We start from the raw sequence: 19,811 nt of genomic DNA, 5'->3' as shown, positions 1-19,811 counted from the left end.
TTTCAAGTTTCACAATCCGTGATGAACATTCAATATCTATCCATCCGGGACGCATTTCCAATACCCACTTTAGTATGAGCGTCTAAGTATCTGGAAATAAAAAATTCAATCAAAACACTGTTCCAGTAAGACTGTATAATGAAGGAACTGGTGATGATAAACTTTCGTAGCCGTAAAAAGAAATATACCTCCTTTTCTTTTAAAGCCATCATCATTTGCGGCACTGCGAGCTTTTCATTCTGTTCCGGCACTTTTCCTCTTTATGCGAATTCGGTTTGCAATGTTGGATCTGACTGGTCAGGCGGAGAGGCAGCTATTGATAATACATGCACTGTTACAAGTGAAACATTCAATCCGCAAAAAAGTGATAACTATGTAGGCGCAGCGCTGGTTTCCGGAGCCGGAAACAAACTTGACATCAAAGGCGATCTTTCTTCGCTCGCACAAGGAAAACGCGGTGTAAGTGAGGAACTGAACCGGCTTGGAGATCTTGATAGCAGTACAAATGGCAAAACCCATCTTTCAATGGGAGCCAAGAATGAAATCAAGACGATAACGGATAGTGGCGGACAAATTTCTACAATAAATGTTTATCCGGATCAATCTTTCGAAGTTTCGGACTGGGGAGATGCGAAATATCTAACGCCCGAACAAGTTGATGATAATCAATATATCAGCGCCGGTTTTGGCAAAGCTGAAAATGGTGGAGAGTTAACCGTTGATCTGGAGAATTTCAAAGGAAACGGTTTTTTAAACCCCAAAAAAACCGTTTATCTCGCTCTTAAGAATTCGAATTTGACATGGGCAGATGGAGAAGGCAGTGTTGTAAACTGGGCATCGAAAAATTCATTTGAATCCCGCGCTTATACTTTAAACAAAGATGCCATTGTCCGTGAAATTTCAGTTCCTGTTTTTCCTTATTCATTCACCGGGTATGATGGAACAACCCGTGTAATTAGAAATGTCGAGGAGCTAAAAGCCTACAATCGGGAACTCGTCAACGCTTTGCAAGATAAGAGGTTTCCCGAGCTGAAAACCCAACAGGCTTACGATAATGCATTCGCTGCTGCACAACCGACATTCATATCAGTGCCTATAACAAGTCTTGGATCCACAATACCTGACAATGATAAAATTTTCGAAGATCAAGGCAATACCCGTGCTATGTATGCGAGTAACGGGGGAAAAATTGTTGTTACTTCGACGGGTCAAATTGATGTCGGCTTTGACCCGGCAACGATGTCGGGAGCACTCGTTGCAGAAGGGGGGAGTGAAGTTTTAATCGAAAAAGGCGGAATTGTTTCGGCACGCGGAAATTCTGCTGTTATTCTGGGTTCAAACCGCGACCCTAACGACGAGAACAGCACTCATACGACTGGCAACAATTACGGTGTCATCAATTCCGGATTTCGTGAATCGGTTGTACATGAGACAAACGTCAATAATAGTCAAAATGACAAAGAATTTTATTCAGGTTCGGCTGTAGAGGCATTTTACGGTGGCACATTTCATAATGCAGGAATAATAAATGTTGCTGTCAGCCGTTCGAGTGAACAATCAACTGCATATAGCAACGGAATTTATCTTCATAACTCCGGCATTGCAACGAATGACGGCATTATCAATGTTGGCGTTAACAATGACGGCCTGCCGGGAAAAGTTGCCGGAGTTGCCATAGACTCGCTTTATTCAAGTTTCACCAACAATTCTTCGGGAACTATTTATATCGGCAGGGCCGCTCAATATAGCAATACCGATATTGTGAGTGATACAACGAACGCCAATAATACCCAATTTTACGGCATTATGGCTTCAAGTAATGCAACAGCGACAAATAATGGCTCCATTATTATCGGTAAAAACATGCAAAACGCGGCCGCTATGGCTGCCGATATCCCGATTGAAGCTGAAGACTATCACGCTCTCAAACTGGTCAATAATGGTACGATAGAGATAAATGGTGCAGCAGTCCCGACGAATGGCAGCGCTACGGCACGCAACTACGGGATGAAGGTTGTTAACAACGGTACAATCGTAAAAAACGGCAACAATATTATCAATAATGTCATCAATAATGGAACGATCAAACTTAACGGGATTAATGGTGTTGGTGTTTACGTTCTTTCAACAAAAGTGCAACAAACAGGTATTAATGATGCAACCGCAACATTGACCAGCACCAGTCATGTGGTTGTTTCGAGCTCCACACAAACTGACAAATTGATACGCAATTACGGCGTATGGGTCGAAGGACATCCTGATGACACGCACCGTGCAAGGGCTTTTATTGATGGTTCCATCGACCTTACCGGTGATGGTGCTGTAGGGGTTTACGTTCGTGATGGCGGTTACGCAAGCGTAACAGAAAATGCAAATCCGACTTTTGTAACGGGTAAGCGACAAATCGCGTTTTATGTCTATGGCGCAGGAAGCCAGATTGAAAATGGCGCCAGGAACATGGAAGTGAATGCGGATCAATCCAATCTATTCCGGATGGATGGAGGTGCCAGCTTTTATGGCCATGGCGAGAATTTGACGGCATCCGGAGAAGATAGCGTCATTATTGAAGGTTCCGGTACGGATATCAATGGGAGCCAAACAACGATCGAAACCAGAGATGCTCATCTTACCGTTAATAAGAAGGGAGCTGCTGCTGTTTTTATTAATGGTGGTGCCATAGGCCAAATCAGTGCTGAAGATCAACTTGAACGTAAAATTTATCTTACCGGAGAGGGAGCAATTGGCGGCATCGTGGACGGCCGTTACCATTTGATCGATTCAAGCTATACAAATGAAGAATATAGTTCAACAAAACTCACCAATTATGCGGATATCACAACCAACGCCAAGAACGTGACCGGTTTCATCACGCGCAACAGTGCCCTTCTGGTCAATCGCGGCACCATTGACATGACAAACGGCACTAATGCTACCGGAATCCATGTGATTGAAGGTGGGCGTCTGGAAAATTATAAAAATATTAGCGTCGCCAATGGAATCGGACTCCATATTGAAGGATTGGCCGGCAGAGACACGCAGGCAAACATTGTTAACACCGGCAAGATAACTGTTAATGATGGAATTGCCGGTATTTACCTCGAGAAAAACGCTTTTGTGAACGCTTCCGGAAATCAGGGGGAAATCAATGTCTTCGGAAGCGCCCACGGTGTTTTGTTAAATTCGGATGCCAAAGGGATAATATTGGGCGGTGACAAGATAACGGTCGGAGCCGGTACAGGGAACGGGGTTGAGAATAATATTAGTTCGACAGAGCCTGATTTTGCGGCAGCTATAGCTTTCAACGGCTCTGTTATCAATGTGGGAGGGAGCGGCTCCGGTATACGCACAGCAGTCGGTCTTGTAACAGGTTATGTTGATGAAAGTGAAACATTACGTGCTTCCACGGTGACAATCAATGTTGCAGCCAATGGTGTTGGCTATGATTTCCGCAATGCACAATTGAATGGCCCTATTTTAAATTCCAATGCCATTATAGGGTCTGGTTACACAATCAATGTCACCGGGAACGCAACCGGTATACGCACCAATACAACAGGGATTGTAAAAAACTATGCAACTGTGACGATGGATAATAATGCCACCGGCTCCGGCTGGTTGGCAGGAACCTCTTCATTATCTGAAAATGCCGGAACAATCCAATCCGATACTGAAAATGCCCTGTTGGTCAATTTAACGAATAGGTCATCAAATTCGCCTGACGGAACCAAATTTATCAATAGCGGGCGTTTACTTGCAAAAGCCGATGACGTGCTGGCCGTCAAAGGCAGTCAAAATGGCGATACACTTGTTTTTACAAACCCTTTGTCCGAGGTGCGGGGGCTTGTACAGGCTGGCGATGGAAAAGATAATCTCATATGGTCGGGCGGCATTTGGTCTGGCGGATTCGATATGGGCGGAGGTGATGGCGATCAGGCGACCATTGCTAATATAGCTGATACCGGTAACTTCAAACATGCATTGGCCGGCAATGGAAACGACAAAGAACTTACCCTTTCTCGTAGTATTATTAAAGGTGGTTCATTTACTGCCGATGATCTCGCACGGGGTGTCAACTTCGGCGATAATTGGAGGAAAATAAAACTTGCCGACGGCGCAAAACTTACATTAACCGATGATATAAAAAGTAGAGATAATCTTGATTTTCTCATTGAGAACAATAGCGTATTGGCTATCAACCAGAATGATTATCAAGGAAATAACTCTGCTCCCACCATCTTTAGCGAAAGCGCGTTAAGAGCTTCCTCGAAGGTTAGTCTTACCAATGGCGGTATAATCGATATGGTAAGCAGGAGTAATGACAATATTATAGACAAACTGATTGTCAAAGGTGATTATATCGGAAACAATGGTGGAATTCGCCTTAACAGCGATCTTAATGGCGACGGCGCCGCTTCTGACCGGCTTGTCATTGACGGCGGAACCGCTTCGGGAAAAACGAAACTTTATATCGATGATTTAATTGTCGGCAGGTTAAGTAAAAAAACCGCATATGAGGGCATAAAAGTCGTTGACGCAATCAATGGCGCAACAACCGGAGAAGACAGCTTTGTTATCGGTTGCGGCTGGGGACGTGGATATCAACGTGATGACGGCGTCATGGCTGTTGCCGGTTCCGACACTGCTTATGCCTATTTGCTCAAGCGTGGAGCGGCAAAAAAATCCGGTAACCGCGATGTTTATGGGGACGATGAATTCACTTATGACTGGTATCTTCGTTCGCCGGAAGACACCGACGACGCGGGTGAAGGAAATAGTGGCACAGGTGGCGGTGATGCAGGTGGTGAAACCTTGCCTACGAAACCTTCTTATGGTCCTTCGGTTCCGCTCTATGAAGCTTATCCTCAAGTGCTCACAAGTCTCAATCGTTTGTCTACCTTGCAGCAACGAGTTGGTAACCGCTTTTGGACGGATGGAACCGATAATACGGTGAATGAAGTTCATCTTTCCGATCAAGCCTCAACGCTTATTGAACATAGCGGTTTTTGGGGCCGCATGGAGGGAAGCACAGGCAAAGTAACCCCCTCACATTCGCCGACAGATGAACATTATGATCTTGATCTATGGCGCATGCAAAGCGGGATTGATGGTGCACTCGTCGAAAATGCCAACGGAATCCTGATAGGATCTTTGAGCGGTCATTTCGGTCGTGCAGAAGCCTCTGTGCGCTCCGATGACGGGCATGGCAAAGTCGAGGCGGAAGGGTATGGTATAGGGGCTGCAGCCACATGGTATGGCTTCAATGGCAGCTATGTCGATTTACAATCGCAAGCCACCTGGTATGAAACCGATTTCAATTCCAAGAATTTTACCCGTTCGGATACAAAAAACGAAAACGGTTTCGGCTACGCTCTTTCGGCAGAGGCCGGTCATCGGTTAAAATTGACGGAAACATGGGATATAACACCGCAAATCCAACTTTCTTATTCGTCAATAGATTTTGACAGTTTTCGCGATGGCTTAAGCACAAAAGTATCTCTGAAAGATGGTGACAGTCTGGAAGGCCGTGCCGGTGTCGCTTTCAGCAGAGATAAAACGTGGATATCCGATAGCGGAGACCGGCGTCGCACACTCCTATATGGCATCGGCAACCTTTATTACGAGTTTCTTGATGGAACGAAAGTGGATGTTTCCGGCACTTCGTTCCGGAATGAAAATGAAGATTTTCAGGCCGGACTTGGGTTGGGTGGCAGTTATAATTGGAATAACGATAATTGGTCACTTTATGGCGAAACAAATATACGCGGTGCGTTCAAAAATGTCAGCGATAATTACAGCTTTGGCGGCACAGTAGGTTTAAGAATTAAATTCTGAGTTTGAGGAGGGATTGTTCTTCATCCATGCGATGGGGAATAATCCTTCAAAACCATTCCGGTTGAAAAACCGAAAACCTCAATTGTCGTGAATGCAACGACCCCGTTCATTCTCTTTTTGTCCAAACACTGGACTTTTTATCTTCCGACATAACTATTCGTTTATTCGTTCAAACAATGGAGCAATATTCCATGTCTTTATGGGTAGAGGTTAACGATAAAATGCAACATGGCTATCGCTATGAACGCGTGTGTGAAGAGGGAAAAAACTTTTCAGCCGATTTTGAACCGCAGTTAACCCCTAGCCAAATGTTGGAAATGGGCGTTTTCGGCGGAAAATATATGACCGATTGCAGAAACGAGTTTCCTTCAAACTGGTTTCAAAACGCAAAACTATCGCCGGAAGGCAAACGGGCTGACATGAATTATTATGGTGTATTGGCCGGTAAGCCCCTTTCCTACTGGAAGGCTAAAGGCTGGATTTATGACAATGATCCGCGCGGCTGGTTCCAGTGGTATTGCCGTTATTATTCGGGCCGCCGTATCGAAGGCGAAGACGAGCGGCAGATCAAACGTTGGAAACAGATGCGCCGCCATCTCGCCCAGCTCAGAAAAAATTGTGACCCCGATGATTTTTTCTGTCGTCCGCGCCAGCGTCAGGCACTTCTGCAATGGGCCTATTTTTGTGATTAAGGATTACTTCAATCCTGCTTCGATCAAATTGGCTGTCTACGCCATGGCCACCAACTTGGACACCTTAGCCGCGGCCGTCTATGGGATGGAATGATAATTTCTGCATGGATAAAAAGTTTGATCGTGATAGCGCATATTTTCTTAACCCGCACACTTTTACCCATGCATTTTTACCCTCGCAGTTTAACAGCTGCATTTTTACCCACATGTTTTAAATTATATTCTTTAAAATTCTGCATGCTGTTTACTCTCGCTTCAACCTTCAATTCCGGTAAAACCGGATGTTGTAATGAAGATTAATCTTCTGAAATTATGTTTTCTGAAAGGTTGAACGGATAGGCCAGTTCTGCTAAACAACAGCTCAATTTTCAAGGCTCTTTCAATCAATGTCAAAACTTCATAAAACCGAATTGTTAAGTCCTGCGGGCACATTGAAATCTATGCGTTACGCTTTTGCCTATGGCGCGGATGCGGTTTATGCAGGCCAGCCCCGCTACAGCTTGCGGGTACGCAATAATGAATTCAATCATGAAGAAAATTTGAAAATAGGCATTGACGAAGCCCATTCCGAGGGCAAAAAATTCTATGTTGTTGTCAACATTGCCCCCCACAACAGCAAGCTTAAAAGTTTTGTGAGTGAATTAAAACCTGTTATCGACATGAATCCTGATGCTCTCATCATGTCAGATCCGGGATTGATTATGATGGTGCGGGAAAATTTTCCCGATGTCGATATTCACCTTTCGGTACAATCGAATGCTGTGAATTGGGCAACCGTCAAGTTCTGGAAAAGCATGGGATTGACACGCGTCATTCTCTCAAGGGAATTGTCACTGAAGGAAATTGAAGAAATCCGTGAAAACGTTCCCGACATCGAGTTGGAAGTCTTTGTTCATGGTGCATTATGCATGGCCTATTCGGGGCGTTGCCTTCTCTCGGGCTACATCAACCACCGCGATGCCAATCAGGGAACATGTACGAATGCCTGCCGCTGGAAATATGGTGTCGAAGAAGGCGTCGAGAATGAACTGGGCGAAATTGTCAAAGTTGAAGAGACGGTAAGCGCGGAAATTCAGCCCGATCTTGGCGAAGGGCCAACCACCGACAAGGTATTTGTGCTTCATGAAGCGAATCGTCCGGAAGCCGAAATGACCGCGTTTGAAGACGAACACGGCACATATATCATGAATTCAAAAGACCTTCGCGCGGTTCAATATGTCGAAAAACTTATCAACATCGGTGTCAATTCGTTAAAAATCGAGGGGCGCACCAAATCGCATTATTATGTTGCCCGTACTGCACAAGTTTACCGCAAGGCGATTGATGATGCTCTGGCCGGACGCCCCTTTGACGACAATTTGATGGTGGTTCTGGAATCCCTTGCCCACCGCGGTTATACCGAAGGCTTTTTGCAACGCCATAAACATAAAGAATACCAGAATTATGCTACCGGCTCATCGCTTCCCGGCCGTCAGCAATTTGTTGGCGAATTTAGCGGAAAACGCGTGAACGGACTTGCGGAAGTTGCTGTCAAAAACCGCTTTGAATTGAATGACAAAGTGGAAATGATGACGCCGGATGGCAATATCAATTTTACAATAAAATCACTGAAAAATAAAAAGAACGAAGACATTACTGTAGCACCCGGTGACGGGCATATTGTCTACATTCCCATCCCTGAAGATGTTCAATTGAATTATGCTTTATTGATGCGGTATGTTTGAAGTTGCCCGATAAAACAACCTTCCTGAATTTATCATTCAAACCTGAAACCGCTCAATAAAGTCACTTTAACAATATAACTTAAGAAAATGCCATTGAAGAAATCTGTTCTTCAATGGCATTTACAATATTCTCGAATATTCAGTTTATTTTATTCCCACTCGATGGTTCCCGGTGGTTTCGACGTAATATCATAGACGACGCGATTGATGCCGCGCACTTCGTTAATAATGCGATTTGCAGCTTGTGCCAGAAAATCCATATCGTAACGATAAAAGTCGGCTGTCATTCCGTCGACCGATGTCACAGCTCTTAACGCACAAACATATTCATATGTTCGCCCGTCACCCATGACACCCACCGTTTGTACCGGAAGGAGAACAGCAAAAGCTTGCCAGATTTTATCATAAAGGCCGGCTTTACGAATTTCATCAAGATAAACGGCATCCGCCTCACGCAAAATATCGAGTTTTTCTCTCGTCACTCCACCGGGGCAACGAATAGCAAGGCCGGGACCGGGGAAAGGATGACGCCCGATAAACTTTTCCGGCAAGCCAAGTTCACGCCCCAGAGTGCGAACTTCATCTTTGAACAGTTCGCGTAACGGTTCGACCAGTTTCATATTCATGCGTTCCGGCAAGCCGCCAACATTGTGATGGCTTTTGATCGTGACCGAGGGACCACCCGAGAATGACACGCTCTCAATCACATCCGGATAAAGTGTGCCCTGTGCTAAAAATTCCGCACCACCAAGCTTTTTGGCTTCTTTTTCAAAAACTTCGATAAACAGGCGGCCGATAATCTTGCGCTTCTTTTCGGGGTCGCTCACCCCTTCAAGCGCATTGATAAAAAGATCGGATGCGTCAACATGAACAAGCGGAATATTATAGGTCTCGCGAAACATCGAGACGACCTCTTCAGCTTCATTTTTGCGCATCAAACCATGATCGACAAAAATGCATGTCAACTGATTGCCAATGGCTTCATGAATAAGCACCGCCGCAACGGACGAATCAACCCCGCCTGAAAGGCCGCAGATAACGCGCCCCTTCCCCACCTGCCGGCGAATGGCAGAAATGGCCTGTTCGCGATAGGTTTTCATAGACCAGTCGCCTTTGATACCGGCGATATTGTGGACGAAATTCTGCAAAAGACGTGCGCCATCCAAGGTATGAACAACTTCCGGATGGAATTGCACGGCATAAAAATGGCGTTTTTCATCAGAAATCGCAGCAAAAGGCGCACCTTTCGAGGTGCCGATAACTTTGAAGCCTTCCGGCAAAGCAGTGACCCTGTCACCATGGCTCATCCAGACCTGATGATGGGTTCCTTTTTCCCATATGCCTTGAAAGAGAGCACTATCTGCTTCAACGGTAAGATCTGCGCGCCCGAACTCGCGTTCATGCCCCGCTTCGACTTTGCCGCCAAGTTGTGCGCACATTGTCTGTTCGCCATAACAGATACCAAGAACAGGAATCCCTGCATCGAATATCTCTTGCGGTGCTCTCGGAGACCCTATATCAACGGTTGAATGGGGAGAACCGGAAAGAATAACCGCTTTCGGCTTGATACGCTTGAAAGCGTCTGCAGCAGACTGGAACGGTACGATTTCGGAATAGACACCGGCTTCACGCACACGGCGTGCAATAAGCTGGGTTACTTGCGAACCGAAATCTATAATCAGAATTGTGTCAGGATGTGTTGTGCTCATAGAAAGCCTTTAAAGAGTCTTTTTAAGAAATGCAATCGGGTGATAGATGACAAAACAGTTTTTAAACCGCAAAGCTTGCAAAATAACGGCTCGTTATTTTGATAGCCCGTCAATTTCATTTTTCCGGATGTTCCAGCACCTTATCAAGCAGCATCAAAGCATTTGCCAGTTTTTCATCAACAATATGCAAATATTGGCGCCAATCCATTGCATGTTCCAGCTCCTTTTGACCATCGGAGATACCGCGCAATCCGAATAAAGGAACATTGAATGTCTGGCAGCTTCGCAATACGGCATAGGTTTCCATATCAACCATATCGGTTTCGATAGTTTTATAACCATCACCGGAAACAACATCGCCGCCGGTCGATAGGCTTGCAGACGGGAAATCGGGTATCAATGTCGGCATTTTCACAGTTGCGGGCAGATCAACAAAAGGCGTTACCCCCTTTTCAACACCCAGTACCGTTGCATCCATATCGCGCCAGCTCACAGATGACACCTGATAAACTTCTGTTTGTTTGAGCTTTTGTGAGCCACTCGAACCGAGCGAGACAACAAGATCGGGCAAGCGATTCTCGTTTTTCATAGCACTTAAAATTTTTGTCGTATTGATCGCGGCCTCGATCGGCCCCACGCCAATAATGTGCGGTTTAATGAGCTTTTTGAGGTGCTCGCCATATTCCAGTTCGGTTGCCATCAGAAAAAGAACCGATTTTCCACCCCACATGCTTGACCTCGTCATTATGTTTAACGTTTTTCAAGAACCGATATAAAAAAGCCGTCTGTATCTGTACTTGCCGGAGATAAAACCAGCCCATGTTCAGGAAATACCGGCCTTGGTGCATCTTTCCCGAAATGTTGCTGCCACAAATTTTTCATGTCGATTTCTTTGAATTGCGAATTTTCCTTGAGAAAAGCCGCTATTTGTTTGTCATTTTCGGAAGAAAGCAGCGAACATGTAATATAGACGAGATGACCGCCAACTTTAAGATAAGGTAAGGTCGCGTTCAAAACGGTTTTCTGTTCTGCAATACGGCGTTCAAGCTGGCCTTCTGTCAAGCGCCATTTGGCATCCGGACGGCGGCGCCATGTTCCCGTACCTGTGCAAGGTGCATCAAGCAGCACAATATCCATTTGACCTCTCAATGCGTCGAGTTCGCTTATATTGACGTGCGGTTGAACATTGCGCACACCGGAGCGACGCAGACGTTCAAAAATCGGAGCAAGACGGGCTTTTTCCGCGTCATAACAGTGAATTTGACCACGGTTTTCCATATCCGCCGCCATAGCCAATGTTTTTCCACCAGCGCCCGCACAATAGTCAAGCACTTGCATACCGACTTTTGCTCCGGCAAGTCTTGCGACGATTTGCGATCCGAGATCCTGCACTTCAAAATAGCCTTTTTGGAAGGCCGGCTCTGCCTGCACATTAGGGTGCCGTTTCAATTTCTCGATCGGTGGAATGCGTAAAGCGATATCAAACCATGAGACCGGTTTGGCACCTGTTCCCGCAAGTTCGCGCATAATCTTTTCGGGTTTTGCCTTCAAGCGGTTCACACGTAAATCAAGTGGTGGGCGTTTTGCCAATGCGACAGCTTCATCAAGCCAATGGGAGCCGAAAATATCCTGAAATAGAGGAACACACCATTGCGGCAGGTTTCCCCGAATATAATCGGGCGCTTCGTCAATATTTTTGGTGAGCCACATATTGCGGCTATGTTCACCCAATGGTTCCGGTGCAAAACGGTCTCCATCAAGACTACGCGCAAGTTCATCAAGCGAAAGCCCGCCATCTTCCAACAATGCACCAAAGGCTGTGTCATGAGGATCATCGCTATCCATGCGCCATTCAAGTAAATAACGTTCCCGCAAGGCGTCATAAACAATATTGCCGATTGCAGCCCTGTCACCGGCGCCAGCAAATCTATGCGAAAGCCCCCAATCTTTAAGTGCTTCCGCAGCCGGACGCCGACGCGATTTGATATCCTGCAATACTTCAATTGCCGCCTGAAGGCGCCCACCCAGTCGCATAGTTTTTTCAATTCCTGCTTGATGTTCCAGCACAGGGAATAAACGAATTTATTAAAAAGGAAAACCGTTCACGAAAAAAAAAGATCACGTTGATAGCTTTATTTATCACAGTTTAAAAAATGAAATCCGAAAGCTTTGTCGGAAAAGAGGAGAGCCTGACCGGTCGAAAATGAAGCCCATCAAAAAATGTTCGGCATTGACAAGGTTTTATCAGAAAAACACATCAAAGACAGGCGGATCACAACGTGGCCTTGAATTCAGGCCTTTTCAATTGTGAAAACACCATTATCGAAGGCAACCACTTTGACTTCCGTACCTTCAGGAAGATCAGGCCCTTTGATGCGCCATATCGTATCATCAATACGGACGCGCCCTTTGCCATCCCGAACGGGTTCCTCAAGAACAACTATTTTGCCAATGATCTGGTCGGTTCTCCTGTTTAATAATGGCTCGTCGGTTTCGCGATCGCGGCGAAAAAAATTACGACCTATCAACACCATGATGATAGAAAATATCAGGAAAAAGATGACTTCAACTTCCCAGTGTGCAATCCATGGCAAGTTATAAAGAAGCAAAGAAACAAGTGCCGTTAAAAGAGCCCCGAGACCGAACCAGACAAAAAATACGCCTGGGAAAATGAGTTCAAGAAGGAGCAGGATAAATCCTAAAACCACCCAGTTCCATGCTCCCAAGGTCATCAATAAATCAAACATCCTTGTTCCTTCTGAAGGCCAGCTTTTAACGCTCGTTCTATGAAGTAATGCTCACTCTATGAAGCTTGGCAGCTTGTCTAAAAATTCAACCTTTTACAAGCGATGAAACTCCTTAGGGTTTTACCATATGCCGACTGGTCAAAACCGCTTGCTTAAGCCTCATATAACAACCACGAGAGAAAACATCGTCTCCTGTCCTGCTTTCAACTTTATTTTTCTCTTGTGAGGAACCGAAAACTTCTTTTGCAATGGCACCGATGCCACCAAGAGAGCCGATAAGCGATGAAGCTTCCATTGGCATCAACACAACCTTCTGGTTATTGGCTGTACCAATAGAGGCAAGGGCATCGGTATATTTTTGCGCAACAAAATAATTGATTGCCTGAACATTTCCCTTCGCAATGGCTTCGGACAAAACCAATGTTGCTTTTGCCTCTGCTTCTGCCAGACGTTCACGTGCTTCTGCCTGCCGATAGGCGGCTTCCCGCTTTCCCTCTGCTTCCAGAATCTGTGCCTGTTTGAAACCTTCCGCCCGCAAAATATTGGCATTGCGGTCCCCTTCGGCTTCAAGAACTTGTGCGCGCTTGTCGCGTTCGGCTTTCATCTGCCGGCCCATAGCGTCGACCAGATCACGCGGCGGCTGGATATCTTTTATTTCAATTCGGGTCATCTTCAAGCCCCATGGATGGGCTGCTTCATCAACCACATGCAAAAGCTTTTCATTGATCGTATTGCGGTTGGATAAAAGCTCGTCAAGATCCATTGAACCGACAACAGTACGAATATTCGTCATATTGAGGTTTAAGACCGCATAATTCAAATCCGATACCTGATAGGCGGATTGGGCAGCATTCAGCACTTGGAAAAACGCCACTGCATCAACCGAAACAGTTGCGTTATCGCGGGTAATGACTTCCTGAGTGGGAATATCAAGCACCTGCTCCTTCATATTGACGCGCGCGCCTATGCGGTCAAAAAACGGAACAATCAAATTAAGTCCCGGCATCAAGGTTTTGGTATAGCGGCCGAAACGTTCAACTGTATATTGATAGCCCTGCGGAACCTGCTTGATACCCGCAAACAATGTTGCAACAACCAGCACAACCAACAACAATAAGGCGATATTAAAACCGAACACATTCTTCTCCCTTAAAAAATATCGAGATCAGTATTCGTATCGTTACAGTTTTATTTGCCAGCGGAAAGCTACAAACAGCGATGGAAGGCAGCTTTCCCCCGTTTAATGATCAATGCAAAATTTTTTTAATTTCAGCAATAGTTCAAATCCAGCCCTGAAGCTCTCTTTTTACAAGATGGGCGATGACTTTCATGCCGTCTTCACTGTCATTCAGGCAGGGAATATGGACAAAATTCACTCCGCCATTTTCTTTGAATGTCTTTTGCGCTTCATGGCCCATTTCATCGACTGTTTCCAAACAATCAACGACAAAACCCGGATTGAAGACTGCGATAGATTTGACGCCTTCTTTCGCAAGTTTTTCAACGGTCGCGGCTGTATAAGGCTGCAGCCATTCCTCAGGGCCAAAGCGTGATTGGAAGGACATAATGAGCTTGTTCTCATCCATTCCAAGGCGTTTACGCAAAGCTTCCGTTGTGCGCACGCACTCTTCCGGATAAGGGTCACCCCTTTTTGCGTAGGATTGAGGAATACCGTGATAGGACGCAATGATTTTTTCCGGAACAAATTCGAGCGTCTTCAAATGTGTCTCGACCGAATGGGCGAGCGCATCAATATAAACCGGATCATCGCTATAGGGCGGAACAGAGCGTATAGCCGGTTGATAACGACGTTTTTCAAGGCTTGCGAATACTGCGTCGAGTACCGTCGCCGTTGTTGTTGCAGAATATTGAGGGTAAAGAGGGAAAAACAGAACTTTTTCGCACCCCTTCTCGATCATAGTGCCGAGCACCTCGTCAATCGAAGGCTTGCCATAGCGCATGGCCCAATAGACCTCGACATTCGTCTCATCAAGGAGCGGACCGAGCTTTTCAGCTTGAGCACGTGTATAAGTGCGCAAAGGCGACTCGTTCAATTCATAATTCCAGATACGCTTATAAAGTGCACCGGACTTTTTCGGTCGTACATTGAGAACAATTCCATAAAGAATCGGGTACCATAAAATGCGTGGCCATTCTATTACCCGTCGATCTGACAAAAATTCACGCAAATATTTGCGAACATTTGTTGAATCGGTACCTTCTGGCGTTCCCAGATTAATCAGGAGAACGCCAACCTTACTTTTTTGATCTGCCATAAAATTCCAGTCTGGTCTTTCCGTTTTTTATTAAATTTTTCTGTTTAAAGAAAATTGCGAACCGCTGCTCTTGGTGCACAAGAGCTGCATCGAGTTGTTCGATATTGCGCAATTGACGCGTGAAACAGTTCCGCGCACGATGGAGCGCATCTCGATTTCAACAAGTTGCGGATTACTGAAACGATAATTTCCTTCTGAAAGCTTTTCTTTTGTATCGGACGAACGCGTCTCGAAGATACCGTTTCTGAACGACGATACGACACCATTTTTATCGACCCACTGGCCATCAATTCCTGTCGGAATATTCTGCACCGAAGGACGCTGGCCATAATTTTGTGAAAGATTACAAGCGGCAAGGGCAAAAGCCATTGCAGTAAGACAAAGAGTGGACGCAATAGGTTTCATCAGGTTTGCTCCAAAAAACCGACATCAAGCGGCAAAAAAACAACTGATAACAGCTGTATCAACATGTTATAGCTCAATCAATATGTCGCTTTTGATGGAAATCAACGGAAAAGCTTTTTTTTTGGAAAAAATTCTCTTTTCTGTTGCATGTAATCATCAGATTGATAGTAGTCTGACGCTTGCGGGGCAAACGAGGTACACCTATGTTTTGCAACCAAACGCCTATCTATGCGTTTTCGTCCTCACAAAGGAGATGATGAAAGCAATGATGGGTCCTATACTAGTAGCAGCCGAAGACTATGGTAAACGAGCCAACACTTCTTCCATTCTTCGTGCTCTCGGATATCGTGTAATTGAAGCAGAAAATGGATTACGCACACTCGATTTGTTGCGTAAACGCCGTAATATTTCATTTGCATTGGTCGATTTGATGATGAGTGACCTTGGCGGAACCGATCTCATTTCAACAATCCGCGTTACCGGATTTGCCGCCCCACTCGTTGTCATGTCCGATGTAGAAAATGAGGAACTCCTTCAGAAAAGTCTGAAGGCGGGTGCCGTTGATTATCTCGTTTATCCGATTACATCACTAAGATTGAGTGTGACACTCGGCAATCTCTCAATCAACAATACCTATGAGCGTGAAGTGCATTATATTCGTCGCCAACAGGAAAACCACTTGCGGTTCTCTGACCTTTACGCAAATAGTGAAGCAATGAAAGAGCCTTTTGAACGGGCAAAACAAGCTGCTTTATCGACTAAAAATCTTCTCATCGAAGGAGAAAAAGGAACCGGTAGAGAGACACTTGCCCGCGTTATCCACCACGAAAGCCCTTACGCAACCGGTAAATTTGTTCGTATCCAATGTGTGCCGATTTCTGATCCCCTGCAGGACGCAAAAAAGTGGGAAACCAAGATTCTGCCGCATATCAACGCGATTGACCATGGAACAATTTGTCTTTGCGAGATCGATCGTCTTGAAATTAATCAGCAGAGACGCTGGGTTGATTTTCTCAAGAAACGCAAGGAAACTGAAAAAGGTGAAGAGCCCAAGTTCCGTTTGACAACTATTTCAACGTCACGGCTTCAGGGGCTTGTCGAAGACGGTCTGTTTTTGAAGGAATTCTATGATCTGTTGAGAGAATGTCACGTAATTATTCCCCCGCTTCGCGAACGGCGTGACGATTTTGCCGATATTGCGCAGCGTGCCATTGAACATATTGTCGTTGAAAGTGGGCAGCCGCATGTTCACGGGGTGGCAGGTTCTGCACTTTCGCTTTTATTGCAGCATGATTGGCCAGGGAATGTTGGTGAACTGGAAAATGTGCTTTTTCGCGCTGTATTGCTGAGCCAAGGGCCACTTTTGACAATTCGTGACTTCCCGCAACTAACCGGAAATCAGCTTGCCGATTTCAGAAGCAATGCACCGGTAGAAATAGCCGAAAAAAATGATCGTTATTCCGTTCATCTAATTGATGATAACGGTCAGGTGCGTGCTTATAATGAACTTGAACGGGAAATCATTGAACGCACAGTGAACCACTATCGTGGACGCATGAGCGAAGCGGCCCGTCGCCTCGGGATCGGTCGTTCAACACTTTACCGCAAGCTTGATGAATATCATGCTGAAAGTCGGAAAGAGACCGAGACATTGCGTCGAGCAAGTTGAAAACGGGCAAGCTGAAAATAAGACTAAATAAGACTGGCCGGAAAAGGTCGGCACCGCATAATTTTAATGCGGCATGATGATTTGGTGGTGACAAATATCTTTGTCACCACTTTTTATTTGTTTTTCATTGACGACAAAACGCAAGAACCAAAATTGCACTCGTAGTTTGCTAACCTCAATCGATTTTTTCTATTTTTCTGTATAAGCGAAAGAACCGCCCGCCCCCTTCGTTCTCCCGCTTATATAACAAAACGAAACTGCCTTTTTTATCAAAACGAAACTACGTTTTCGATTTCCAACACGGAAGCACCCGAATTCGGCACTTTTCCCTCATGCTGTGTTTAAATGCAAAATAAAATCCGCTTTTCACACAGCCGATTGTTAAAACCAGGCGATTGTTAAAACTGGCCGACTGTTGAATGTGCCGATTGATGGATATGGATTGACGATTTTTCTATTGGACGAATTCTCTATTATTTGTGCTCCAGAAAACAACCAAAAGAGATAAAATTAAAATTTCATTTGCAAGTTCTGGTTGGAATATCCGTTAGAGCATATTTACAATGATAATCTGTTCTGCATCGGCCGCTTTTATGATATATTATTTGCACACTATTGTCAGGACATGTCGCGATTATCATTGCTTTCCAACGCCGTCATATCGCCCCCGTCAAGGCATCTCAAAGGCATCTCCAAGGCATCTCATTGTCTCCACATAGATCAAAAAACGAGGATTTTGACTTGTCTTGGGACGCTTCAATCCCAATATTAAAAATGAACCGGCAGAGGTGCTGCTCGAGAATGTGTCAATAAAAAGAAAAAATTAACCGTAGTAACAAAAAGTTACTGAGTTTGTTATAAAAGTTCTCTTCTGTGGCATTTTTGCCATGGTATGGTCGTATTTGATTAGCAGGATAAAATTGCTAGCTCATAATAAAGCTGCTGTTAACCATTCTGGATTATACTTTGATAACTATAAAGCCTAATTCAGGTGGCCCTGAGGCGAGACGATCAAACAATAGAAGTTTGGTTATTGCGCCAATTGGCGGGATAACAAGACAGGTTTTACGAATGGTGGTTGACGGATTGAGAAAATCATTTTGGACATTTCGTCGTTTGTCATTGGCCTTTGTGGCAATGGGCACAGCTCTGTCCTTTATGTTAGCACCTGTATCGGCGAAAGCCGAGACGAGGTCTTTGAAGCTCTATTACGTCCATACCGGTGAAAAAGCCGAAATTGTTTTTAAACGCGATGGCAAATATGATCAGGCCGGTTTGAAGCGGCTGAACGTGTTCTTGCGTGACTGGCGGCGTAATGAACCAACAAATATGGATCCGCGTTTGTTTGATCTTATCTGGTCTGTTTATCGCACCAGCGGGTCGCGCGAATATATTAATGTTGTTTCCGCCTATCGCTCGCCTGCAACAAACAATATGTTACGTTCTCGTTCGGCCAATAGTGGCGTTGCCAAAAACAGCCAACACACTCTTGGTCATGCCATGGACTTCTATCTACCGGATGTCAATCTCGCCAAATTGCGTGCTATCGGATTAAAGCAGCAGGTTGGCGGTGTCGGCTATTATCCGCGTTCAGGTTCGCCTTTCGTCCACATGGATGTGGGCAATGTACGCCATTGGCCGCGTATGAGCCGCAGCGAGTTGATGGCATTATTTCCTGATGGCAAGACTATGTATATACCAAGTGACGGCAAACCGCTTTCTGGATATAATGAGGCGAAAGCCGAGTGGCTCGCCCGTCGCGGGGCACCGGTTGTCTATGCCAGTGCATCACCTGCCCCTCAAAAACGTGGGTTTCTCAGCAGTCTTTTCGGGCGTAAAAATTCGCAAGAACAGTCAACCGAACAACCTGTGCGTGTTCAACCGAGTGCTCCGGTCGTAGCCGAAGAGCCAAAGACAACCACAGTGGTTTCATTACCCAAAAAGGACGCACCGCTTCCCGAATCTTCGCCTTTGCGCGGCAAGGGCATGAAACCGACAGACGAAGACGAGGAAGAGACCAACGAAGCACCGGTTATGGCTTATGCTAATGTACCGGTACCGACCTTCAAACCGGATGAAGGTGAAGATAATGAGACGACAGTCAAATTGGCATCGGTTCCTTTGCCGGAATCAAGACCTTTGCGGCAGGATGAGGCTGATAAAGTTGCCCTTGCTATTGCCAATAATGGGGGCGAGACCGGAAAGTTGTCTGACAAAGTTCCGGGTGACGATTTGACGGCATTGATCGAAGCAAATGAAATCATCGCTGTACCGGATGACGATTATGAAGAAGACGATGATTATGCCGATGCAGATGATGCCCAATCTCCGGACGAGTCAACTGTTGCAGCGCTTGAAACAAATAAATCTGCAGAAGCACCCAAAACTGCTCCGAAAGTCGACCGCCCCGATGAAGAAGACGTGAAAAACATTATTTCGGAAAATGAAAATAGAATACCGGCTTCTTTAACAAATTCGGATATGCTCGCTCCCGATGAGGAATTGCGTAAAGTACCGAATGTGGTCTTTGTTTCCGGTCTGGAGAAAAAGCAGGAAGTTTCGCGGGTTGCAGAACTCAGAGGTCGTGCAATCGACTTCCACGCTGTAGCACGTATCAACGACACATATTGATTTTAGTCGTCGTAAATATTTGATCTTTTATCAAGGCCTTATCCGGTTCACTCCGGATAAGGTTTTTTCATCTATTTTTTCTCTTGACCTTCCCATAAGGGGAACCATTATCTCTTGATGTGAAAG

The 19,811-nt window shown here is 45.4% G+C and carries 12 protein-coding genes; 5 read left to right on the top strand and 7 right to left on the bottom strand.

Features of this window, described 5'->3' with window-relative positions; genetic code table 11:
- Window positions 1-153: 153 nt before the first annotated feature.
- The 3 genes from BBC0178_RS03130 to trhP all read left to right on the top strand — a co-directional run bounded on the left by BBC0178_RS03130 (window position 154) and on the right by trhP (window position 8,248).
- Window positions 154-5,832 (top strand): autotransporter outer membrane beta-barrel domain-containing protein, encoded by a 5,679-nt coding sequence (locus tag BBC0178_RS03130; RefSeq protein ID WP_188317762.1) that lies wholly within the window; start codon window positions 154-156, stop codon window positions 5,830-5,832.
- A 191-nt stretch (window positions 5,833-6,023) separates the two neighbouring features.
- Window positions 6,024-6,524: a hypothetical protein gene (locus tag BBC0178_RS03125; protein WP_078039175.1), complete on the top strand. Its 501-nt coding sequence runs from the start codon at window positions 6,024-6,026 to the stop codon at window positions 6,522-6,524.
- A gap of 386 nt (window positions 6,525-6,910) precedes the next feature.
- Entirely contained in the window at window positions 6,911-8,248 is a 1,338-nt protein-coding gene (gene trhP / locus BBC0178_RS03120; protein ID WP_078039174.1) for a prephenate-dependent tRNA uridine(34) hydroxylase TrhP, read from the top strand.
- Between the two features lie 149 nt (window positions 8,249-8,397).
- On the opposite strand, the gene guaA is transcribed toward trhP, so the two are convergent.
- The 7 genes from guaA to omp10 form a co-directional block, all read right to left on the bottom strand.
- A complete protein-coding gene (guaA, locus tag BBC0178_RS03115; protein WP_078039173.1) occupies window positions 8,398-9,957 on the bottom strand; it encodes a glutamine-hydrolyzing GMP synthase in 1,560 nt (519 codons plus the stop codon).
- Window positions 9,958-10,072: 115 nt separating this feature from the next.
- Window positions 10,073-10,702 (bottom strand): 5'-methylthioadenosine/S-adenosylhomocysteine nucleosidase, encoded by a 630-nt coding sequence (locus BBC0178_RS03110; protein ID WP_078039172.1) that lies wholly within the window; start codon window positions 10,700-10,702, stop codon window positions 10,073-10,075.
- 5 nt (window positions 10,703-10,707) lie between these two features.
- Window positions 10,708-11,991, bottom strand: coding sequence for an RsmB/NOP family class I SAM-dependent RNA methyltransferase (locus BBC0178_RS03105; RefSeq protein WP_078040327.1), 1,284 nt, complete (start codon window positions 11,989-11,991; stop codon window positions 10,708-10,710).
- A 257-nt stretch (window positions 11,992-12,248) separates the two neighbouring features.
- Window positions 12,249-12,704 carry an NfeD family protein gene (locus BBC0178_RS03100; protein ID WP_078039171.1) on the bottom strand — a complete coding sequence of 152 codons (456 nt, stop codon included), beginning with the start codon at window positions 12,702-12,704 and terminating at the stop codon, window positions 12,249-12,251.
- A 112-nt stretch (window positions 12,705-12,816) separates the two neighbouring features.
- Window positions 12,817-13,842 carry an SPFH domain-containing protein gene (locus BBC0178_RS03095; RefSeq protein WP_078039170.1) on the bottom strand — a complete coding sequence of 342 codons (1,026 nt, stop codon included), beginning with the start codon at window positions 13,840-13,842 and terminating at the stop codon, window positions 12,817-12,819.
- Between the two features lie 142 nt (window positions 13,843-13,984).
- Entirely contained in the window at window positions 13,985-14,980 is a 996-nt protein-coding gene (hemH, locus tag BBC0178_RS03090) for a ferrochelatase (protein WP_078039169.1), read from the bottom strand.
- A 30-nt stretch (window positions 14,981-15,010) separates the two neighbouring features.
- Window positions 15,011-15,385 carry an outer membrane lipoprotein Omp10 gene (omp10, locus tag BBC0178_RS03085; protein ID WP_077970639.1) on the bottom strand — a complete coding sequence of 125 codons (375 nt, stop codon included), beginning with the start codon at window positions 15,383-15,385 and terminating at the stop codon, window positions 15,011-15,013.
- 265 nt (window positions 15,386-15,650) lie between these two features.
- Here omp10 and BBC0178_RS03080 point away from each other — a divergent pair, with 265 nt between their 5' ends.
- Window positions 15,651-17,054, top strand: coding sequence for a sigma-54-dependent transcriptional regulator (locus tag BBC0178_RS03080; protein WP_078040326.1), 1,404 nt, complete (start codon window positions 15,651-15,653; stop codon window positions 17,052-17,054).
- Between the two features lie 1,137 nt (window positions 17,055-18,191).
- On the top strand, window positions 18,192-19,685 hold the full coding sequence (locus tag BBC0178_RS03075) for a peptidoglycan L,D-endopeptidase MepK (RefSeq protein ID WP_225868356.1): 1,494 nt from the start codon (window positions 18,192-18,194) through the stop codon (window positions 19,683-19,685).
- Window positions 19,686-19,811: the final 126 nt, after the last annotated feature.

The organism is Ditibartonella apihabitans, from assembly GCF_002007485.1.
GTDB lineage: Bacteria > Pseudomonadota > Alphaproteobacteria > Rhizobiales > Rhizobiaceae > Bartonella > Bartonella apihabitans.
Note: the sequence above shows the minus strand (reverse complement) of the source record. Positions and strands in the feature narration are given on the sequence as shown.